This window comes from Psychroflexus sp. MES1-P1E, assembly GCF_002836055.1.
Lineage (GTDB): Bacteria > Bacteroidota > Bacteroidia > Flavobacteriales > Flavobacteriaceae > Psychroflexus.
This window is the reverse complement of sequence record NZ_PJBS01000117.1, coordinates 1-7,677: the sequence shown is the minus strand read 5'-3', so window position 1 is coordinate 7,677 and position 7,677 is coordinate 1. Positions and strand designations below refer to the sequence as shown.

Genomic DNA, 7,677 nt, shown 5'->3' with positions numbered 1-7,677 from the left:
ATGGTTCTAGAGAAACTAGGCAATCTCTTGAGGGTTTCTGAAGGATGAAACTTGTGTTTGCAGACATAATGGTATCTTCTAATGCAAAGTAACCAGTCACTTCAGTGCCTTTATTATCTATTTCATAGAGCCTAATACAACCTTTTTTGATAAAGTAGAAATGTTTGCATACTTGACCAATATTACACAACATTTCATTTCTCGATGTTTCTATAGGTGTAAAACATTGAGTTATTTCCTGTAGTTCTTTTTGACCTATTTTCCCGTGAGATCTTATATATTGTTCTAGTTCTTTATACACTCTTAATTTTTAAAGTTAGCAAATCCATATTGCGAAAGTAAGAAGAGTCATTTGTGCAAATATTGTTTTATGACAACCTTTTTAAATTTCTAATTTTTCTTATTAATTAAATTTAGGTTATTTTCTATTACTACACAATGACCTGATAAACGCAGTTCTTCCTTGAGAATAGAATTATAATAAATTTGAACAGTTATAATTTGAGAATAGGGTTCCCCAATAATTGCTTGTTTTTAGAAATTCAGAGATTTTAAATTTATAGATTATCGGTTATATTTTTACATTAATTCATCGCTACTTTATGATTGTTCTAAATGTTAGATTTATTCTTGGAGAAAATACTTTTTTTGTTGGCGGAAGTCTATGCAATCAATTTTTCTGTATTGTCCCTTTCATTAATAATAAGCTTCCATTTTCTAGAATTATATCTATATGCCTTTTGGTTTCCTTGTGCTTAAAAGAAAATTTACGTACGGCCCCTAATGTTAACGATGCAATAGTGCCATTGTCTAACAATGCTTTTTCTCTATCACTATGCCAAGCTATACCCTCTCCGCCTGTATGATATAAATTAAGCAAACAAGAGTTATATGTTGTTTCAGATAATTCCTCAATCTTTCGTTTGAGTTGTAATAATTTTGGTGTCCAAATATGTGCTTGTTTAGTTACTCCAGAATATTTATAGTCGTATTCTTCATCTCCAAACCAAGCCACTTTTCTTTTAGTGATGTAGTGTTTTCCAAAAACAACAGCCTGATCATTTTTCCAAGGGATTTCTTCAAATAAATTTTGAAAATAAAAATCACACTGTTTTCTACCTAAAACAAGTCCATGATAGATCGCCTCTCCATCAAAAGGAAGGATATTTTGTTTAGTATTTGGGTTGAATAAATCCATATGCAAATAGTATGTAAAACTGCGAAAAACCTATTTTATTCAACTAGTATGCTTTTATCCAGAATCGCATTTTCATATAGGTCTAGATCGCTATCATAATGTAAGCCAGAATTCAGTAGCCCCTTTACTGTCACAATTTGCTCTTTTTTAAAATCTAAATCTTTACTAGAAAACGTACAATGAACTCCAAAAGGAGAACTCTCATTACTTTTAAGTAAAACGGTAATATCATCCCTCATGTTTTTATCAATTTTGTAAATTACCCCTGTTATCAGTAAAACTTTCGAGCCTGAATTGCCTGTGAAATATTTTTCGTTAGCTTTTGCATAGTCTATGGTAAATTCTTTTGTCAATTCTGAAGTTGAAACCTGAAAATCAACTTTGGCGGTGGTAACATCGAAAGGCGCTTTATTAGATTTTATAAAAATGGTAATGCCGAAGAAAACTAGTACAACTAAGATAAAGATTGAAACACTTATGGTTACTCTTTTTAATAATTTCATAATTATTTTATATTGAATTAATGCTATTTATAAAAAGATTTTAGTTGTAATTGAAGAATCTTAGAGACGCTACCCTCTTTAGCCTTCATTCCCCATATATATCGATCCAAATCAAAGGTGAGCTCCAATTGTATAATTTCATTTTTCACAATAAGATTCCCATTCTGTGTAGTTTGTTTTGCTACCCCTTTTATGGTTAAATCTCCTGTAATCGTAATAGGGTATACACCGTTTTTTTTTTAGGAATTGCCTCAAAATTCTCTATACTACCCTTAAATTTTGATGTAGGAAATTTATTGGAATCCATTACATCTTCTTGATAAAAATGTTCTTGCATCATTGCACTTTTAAACTCAAAACTTTTAATTGGTACTGAATATATAATTGTACCCGTATCCATGTTCAGTCGACTTGTCACATTAAAATTCTCCGATTTTATTGCATCAAGCTCTGAATAGAATGAAATATAGGCATTGTTGGTTGTCTTCTCCTGTGCATTCACCATTACACATGTAAATAACAGTAAAAACAACGTTGTGCTAATCTTTTTTGCTCTTTTCATTTTTTTAAACTTTGATTTATTGTGTTAAAGTGACAAAGATGAGAAGTGTTATTTGAGTAAATATTGTCTTATGACAACCTTTTGTTATAAAGTAAAAATTTTCATAAACTTACCCAACGGAGCACAAAATCTAATTACGTTTTGTTTTCATCACAGTACTTTGTTGTAAAACGTTATTTAGTTTCTTCTAACTTCTTGGCCTCTTACTGGCTCTCCTAGTTCTACAAACGTATCATCTTCATAATAATCTAAAAATTGAGCAGGAAGCCCTAATCCTCCTAAATGACCTGATGTCCCTTCTAATTGATAGTGCAAGTGTGGCCTATCTGATGCACCGCTATTTCCTGCCTGTCCCACTTCTTGACCTTTAATTACAGTATCACCTTGGGCAACTATAATAGACCCTTTTTTTAAGTGTGCCAGTATTGAAGTTTCGCCGTTTAAATGGTCTATAATAATATAATTGCCACCTGGTTGGTCGTTATTAGTAGTGCCAACTTGATTATCATCAATAGTATTTACAACTTCTATTATTTTTCCATCAGAAGGCGTATTTAAGCGTTTGCCAAAACAATAATGGTTTTCATTTTGCCTCCAATCTCCTGTATAATTTTTCTTTCTTACGGTTCCATCAGGTAATATCGTATCCTGTACGATAAGAAAATCAATTGCATATCGTTCACCTGCACCGCGACTAGTAAAATGATGAGCACCTTCAAAATGCGTTTTTCCACCATTAACTACAAACCATTCGTCTTCAAAAGGCAATTCTAAATCTGTTACAGTTTGGTAATTTAGATAGATGTCTTCGTCTAGTTTTCCTTCATCACCCATCAAAGTATCTGTGCAAGATGTTATTACTAAAATGAATAAAATATAGGCTACTATTTTTAGATGTTTCATAGTTAAAATTTATAATTAATTCCTAAATTAATTTGATGTTGTAATTCTCTAAATGCATTAGATATCTGAAGCCTATCATAATTGAAGCTATAGTTTGCTTCTATATCTAAGTTTTTTGAAAGTGTATATTTATATTCGGTAGTCCATAAAACACTTTGGTATTTCCCTATTGAGTAAAAGTTTTCTTCGAAAGTCGAAGTTCTCCACATAACAAGGGGAATTGTTAGTTTAGATGATACTGATTGTTTTTCGTCTACTTGATAAAAAAATCGACCAGCTATGCCAAGTTTTTGTTGAAAATCATATTGTTTCCAATCGTAAAAAGAAGATACGTTTGTTTGGGTCTGTAAGCCTAAGTGTATTTTAAGCTTCTCATTTTTATAAACTTGTTTCAATGAAGAAAAATTTAGTACAATTTTTGAATATTGAGGATTAGGCTCTGGAATTATATTGGTTTCTAATTCAGAATTTAAATAATCTAATTGCACTTCAAAAAGCTTTTCTCTTTTAGTAATATGCGTATATTTTAATTGATAGTTTAATGCATTATAGTCATAGCGTGAAACAGGTGCAAATGTTAAATTTTTTAAATAGCCAATAGTGTAACCCGTTGAAAATTCAGTACTATTTTTTTTAGTTTGAGAAACTTCTTGAGCCAAGGCATTTGTAATTGACAATAGAAAAATTAAAGATAGAATGATTTTATTCATGAGGCCTACGGTAATAAATTTAAAAATAGATGTTTTTTTTAATTTTACTTTTTTTAAGCGTATTATTCTATTCCAAAGATTTCTTTTAATAGACCTGCACCTTCACCTATTGCATCATCATGACCTGCACCTTCAACCAGGATTACATTCGAACCTTTATCATTTAAAAATTGAACTTCTTGAGCAGAAAGTGGTCCAGCAACCTGATCTCTATCACCATATACATAGGTTACTTTTGAAAGGCTTGAAACGCTGTTGAGTTTATCAATATAGCGGTTAAATGCTAAACCTGCTGTTAATCTTGCCATGTTTCTTTCTTCTATGGTATCAAATTCAGGATTATTATCTAATTCAATGGTATAATTGCCATCATTGTCATATACGTGATATGGAAATTTCCCTTCACTAAGAGCTTGCCAAGCAACTTCATCCACATTTAAGCGATTACCCAGTATAAGATAGCCATCAGCAATATCAACTCCATATGTAGCTATTAATTCTTGGACTATTAAACAACCATAAGAAACCCCAAGCACGTAGACTGTTTTTCCTTGTTGATTGTTGAAGAAATCAACAACACGTTTTATATTAGCCACACTCTGCAAATTATACTCTTTAGCTTGTTCAAAAGTGATATCAGAATCTGTAAATAGCATCGGGTCCTTTGTTTGTACCTGATGCACCATGACATACAATGCTGATTGAATTCCTAGTTCAGTTACTATTTGATTTGAAGTTTCATCGTCATCAAGTTCAAGTCCAGGACCTCCCTGAGCGTGAATTACTACAATATCCCCTTCTAAATTTCCATAAAATTTAGCAATATCTGAAATTTGATCAAATGTGCTCGAAGGTTGAGTAGCGTCATCATCATTATTACAAGACAAAAAGAGGGAGAATAAAATAGTGCAAATAATTAAATTTAATAAGTTTATATTTTTCATGTTATTTTGTTTTGTTACAAAAAAAAAGAAAAAGAAACTTAAAAAAATAATAATTTGACAACCGTCGGGTAGTTAGTGATGAACGCAGAAAATTAACATAGCATTAATAAATTATATGTTTCTTTGTGAACATGTATAAATTAAATACAACTAAAATAACTTTACTTGCTGGCCATATTCTGTTTTGGCTATTTAACTATTGTTTAATTGCATTTGCTACTAATCTTAATTGGAATGGGTTTACTCAAGATTCAGGTAGTTTTCAATATGCATACCTCTATGGCCTTTTTTTTAATGCCCTTTTGTTTTACACACAAATTTTTTGGTTGTTTCCAAAAATGTATATTCAAGATAAAAAAAGGATCTTTTATGTAGTTTCATTTTTTATGATCTTTTTAATTTCTATAGTTGAGACCTATTTTGATTTCTTGCTTCTTAACTTTTATGGCATACATAATGAACAAATAGGCAGCAGTTTTTATAGTAATTCACTAATTCATATAGTATACAGTGTTGCGGGTTTTTACTACATTCTTAGATTTGAATACAAAAAATCAGAAAAATTAAACCAAGCTTTAGTAGAAGAAAACTATAAAACCGAATTACAATATTTAAAGGCACAATTAAACCCTCATTTTTTATTTAATGGCATTAATAGTGTTTATCATTTAATTGGTAAAAATGATGTTTTAGCTAAAGAAACATTACTTCAATTTTCAGGACTATTGCGTTATCAGTTATATGAAAGTAACACCCATATATTATTATATAAAGAACTAGATTACGTATTAAAATATATCAAAATTGAAGAGACTCGTAGAGGCTCAGATATTCGGTTAAATTATGATATCCAAACACAGAGTTCCAAATTAAAAATAGCACCTTTATTGTTGATTCCTTTCATTGAAAATGCCTTTAAACATTGTAGTAATCATCTCGATAGCAATGCTAATACCATTAAAATAAAAATTGAAGAAGCAGAAAGAAAGCTTCACCTCAATGTTGTAAATAGTTTTGATGAATCAACATACGAGAATAGAGTCGGTGGTATTGGATTAGCCAATGTTGAAAAACGATTATCATTATTATATACCGATAAACACCAATTGGACATTAAAAAAAACAAAGGAAACCATATAGTAAACCTATATATTAGTTTATAAGATCAATATGAATCAAATCAATTGTCTAATTATCGATGATGAACCTATAGCTCGAGAAGGCATTGCAGACTATTGCAAAGAAATTTCGTTTTTAAATGTTATAGCTTTATGCAAAAATGTTGTGCAGGCAAACTATTATCTTGAGCAGAATCAAATCGATTTAATTTTTTTAGATATTAATATGCCAATACTATCAGGAATGGATTGGTTAAAAAATTTAAAAAACTCCCCCTCAGTTATTATGACTACTGCATATGAAGAGTATGCACTGGAAAGTTTCACATATAACGTTTTAGATTATTTAGTAAAGCCTATTTCCATAGAACGGTTTTTACTGGCAGTTAATAAAGTTAATAGCTATTACAGTTATAAAACCAAAACCAAAGTCCTGTTTTTGAAAAGTAAAAAACAGCTTAAAAAGGTAAACTTAAACGATATTCTATTTGTAGAAGGGATGCAAAATTATATCAAAATAGTAACACCAGAAGAAGCTATTATTACACATATGTCTTTAAAGAGTTTTAAGGACCAACTACCAGAAGATAGTTTTATTCAAACACATAAATCATATATAGTAGCTAAACATAAAGTAGATAAAATTAAAGAAAATCAAATTATTATTGCTGATTATGAAATTCCTATCAGCATTCGTTTAAAGAAAACCGTTTTAAATAGTTTTTAAATCATTGAAGGTTCATTCGATAGAGTTCTCAAATGTTTTAAAACGTATTCGTGTATGAGTAGTAGCGAATTAAAGAATACTACTTTTCAGAAAGTAATTTACAAAATAAAAAGTAATAGCGATTTGAATTAAAAACTCAAATCACTACTACTTATAGACGTTGTTACCCAATGTTAACTTTTTTTTAAACTCCCCCAATTTGTAATTGCTAGATTCTCCAATTGTAATTCATTATTAAGCCATGGAATCATTGTATTAAAAGGTTTCCCTTCCCAAAAGTCATTGTAAAATAAATAGAGTTTACCATCATCTATTCTAAATGTTTTAGGATCTACATGAACTTTTTTATCCATCTTTGCAACTGCAAAAGCACAATAACCATCGAATTGAGGTAAGTAATTGTCTGGATTTTCTATAAAAGTTTTCTTGTTTTCAGTATTAATAAAATAATATGTTGCTCCATTATGTATTACGGAATAATCTTTATTTCCTCTTTCGGCTGTATTTGAGGTGAAATAGTTTACTAAGTCATAGCCAGAATTTGCTGCACCATCTTTGTTTACATTTACATTTTGAGCAAATAAAGTAGTCATTCCTAAAAATAACATGCACATTACCATTACTTTTTTAATAATCTTCATTGTTTTTTTGTTTTAAAGTTAATAATGGTACAAACATACCATTGATATTTGTTTGATTGATTGATGACAATAAATCCATTATATTTGCTTAATCGTACAAAAAATGGATATATTAAGTGATATTCTTAAAAAAGTAAAACCCTCAAGTGCAGTTTATTTCGAATCTGATTTCTCTTCACCTTGGGGAATGACTATTCCAAAGAGTTCCTTTTCACAATTTCATATTGTAACAAAAGGACAATGTATTATGAAAACTGAGATTAAAACTATACAGCTATTTGAAGTGGATATTATTGTTTTTCCATTTGGAACAAACCATTCTTTATTAGGCTTGGAATCGAGTAAATGCAAAAGTGGTCAAGAAGTTGTTG

At 29.9% G+C, this 7,677-nt stretch carries 11 protein-coding genes and 1 pseudogene; 3 read left to right on the top strand and 9 right to left on the bottom strand.

Going from position 1 to position 7,677, the window contains the following annotated elements:
• The 8 genes and pseudogenes from CXF67_RS03210 to CXF67_RS03180 all read right to left on the bottom strand — a co-directional run.
• A partial coding sequence (locus tag CXF67_RS03210; protein ID WP_145990357.1) for a Crp/Fnr family transcriptional regulator occupies positions 1-301 on the bottom strand: 301 nt, incomplete at its 3' end.
• Between the two features lie 294 nt (positions 302-595).
• Positions 596-1,198, bottom strand: a pseudogene (locus CXF67_RS03205) (alpha-ketoglutarate-dependent dioxygenase AlkB family protein).
• A gap of 35 nt (positions 1,199-1,233) precedes the next feature.
• Positions 1,234-1,701 carry an OB-fold protein gene (locus tag CXF67_RS03200; RefSeq protein WP_102087436.1) on the bottom strand — a complete coding sequence of 156 codons (468 nt, stop codon included), beginning with the start codon at positions 1,699-1,701 and terminating at the stop codon, positions 1,234-1,236.
• Positions 1,702-1,724: 23 nt separating this feature from the next.
• Entirely contained in the window at positions 1,725-1,895 is a 171-nt protein-coding gene (locus CXF67_RS19165) for a hypothetical protein (protein ID WP_374702236.1), read from the bottom strand.
• Between the two features lie 2 nt (positions 1,896-1,897).
• The gene (locus tag CXF67_RS03195; protein ID WP_102087435.1) at positions 1,898-2,263 is read right to left on the bottom strand and encodes a hypothetical protein; all 366 of its coding nucleotides are present in this window, start codon (positions 2,261-2,263) and stop codon (positions 1,898-1,900) included.
• A gap of 177 nt (positions 2,264-2,440) precedes the next feature.
• Complete coding sequence (locus CXF67_RS03190; protein WP_102087434.1) at positions 2,441-3,166, bottom strand: M23 family metallopeptidase; 726 nt, start codon at positions 3,164-3,166, stop codon at positions 2,441-2,443.
• 2 nt (positions 3,167-3,168) lie between these two features.
• Entirely contained in the window at positions 3,169-3,876 is a 708-nt protein-coding gene (locus tag CXF67_RS03185) for a hypothetical protein (RefSeq protein ID WP_102087433.1), read from the bottom strand.
• 62 nt (positions 3,877-3,938) lie between these two features.
• Entirely contained in the window at positions 3,939-4,820 is an 882-nt protein-coding gene (locus CXF67_RS03180) for an alpha/beta hydrolase (RefSeq protein ID WP_102087432.1), read from the bottom strand.
• Between the two features lie 338 nt (positions 4,821-5,158).
• Here CXF67_RS03180 and CXF67_RS03175 point away from each other — a divergent pair, with 338 nt between their 5' ends.
• Together CXF67_RS03175 and CXF67_RS03170 are read left to right on the top strand one after the other, a co-directional pair.
• Complete coding sequence (locus tag CXF67_RS03175; protein WP_180957883.1) at positions 5,159-5,983, top strand: sensor histidine kinase; 825 nt, start codon at positions 5,159-5,161, stop codon at positions 5,981-5,983.
• A gap of 7 nt (positions 5,984-5,990) precedes the next feature.
• The gene (locus tag CXF67_RS03170; protein ID WP_102087430.1) at positions 5,991-6,665 is read left to right on the top strand and encodes a LytR/AlgR family response regulator transcription factor; all 675 of its coding nucleotides are present in this window, start codon (positions 5,991-5,993) and stop codon (positions 6,663-6,665) included.
• Between the two features lie 173 nt (positions 6,666-6,838).
• Here CXF67_RS03170 and CXF67_RS03165 read toward each other — a convergent pair whose 3' ends face one another.
• A complete protein-coding gene (locus CXF67_RS03165) occupies positions 6,839-7,306 on the bottom strand; it encodes a YHS domain-containing (seleno)protein (protein WP_102087429.1) in 468 nt (155 codons plus the stop codon).
• A 103-nt stretch (positions 7,307-7,409) separates the two neighbouring features.
• On the opposite strand from CXF67_RS03165, the gene CXF67_RS03160 reads away from it, so the two are divergent.
• The coding region (locus CXF67_RS03160; RefSeq protein ID WP_145990356.1) for a cupin domain-containing protein at positions 7,410-7,677 on the top strand (268 nt) is incomplete at its 3' end.

What these genes read in the sequence shown, in the direction of transcription:
- CXF67_RS03180 (WP_102087432.1), bottom strand. Translation starts at nt 4,820, where the DNA reads ATGAAAAATATAAACTTATTAAATTTAATTATTTGCACTATTTTATTC.
- CXF67_RS03170 (WP_102087430.1), top strand. Translation starts at nt 5,991, where the DNA reads ATGAATCAAATCAATTGTCTAATTATCGATGATGAACCTATAGCTCGA.
- CXF67_RS03200 (WP_102087436.1), bottom strand. Translation starts at nt 1,701, where the DNA reads ATGAAATTATTAAAAAGAGTAACCATAAGTGTTTCAATCTTTATCTTA.
- CXF67_RS03165 (WP_102087429.1), bottom strand. Translation starts at nt 7,306, where the DNA reads ATGAAGATTATTAAAAAAGTAATGGTAATGTGCATGTTATTTTTAGGA.
- CXF67_RS03190 (WP_102087434.1), bottom strand. Translation starts at nt 3,166, where the DNA reads ATGAAACATCTAAAAATAGTAGCCTATATTTTATTCATTTTAGTAATA.
- CXF67_RS03195 (WP_102087435.1), bottom strand. Translation starts at nt 2,263, where the DNA reads ATGAAAAGAGCAAAAAAGATTAGCACAACGTTGTTTTTACTGTTATTT.
- CXF67_RS03185 (WP_102087433.1), bottom strand. Translation starts at nt 3,876, where the DNA reads ATGAATAAAATCATTCTATCTTTAATTTTTCTATTGTCAATTACAAAT.
- CXF67_RS03175 (WP_180957883.1), top strand. Translation starts at nt 5,159, where the DNA reads ATGTATATTCAAGATAAAAAAAGGATCTTTTATGTAGTTTCATTTTTT.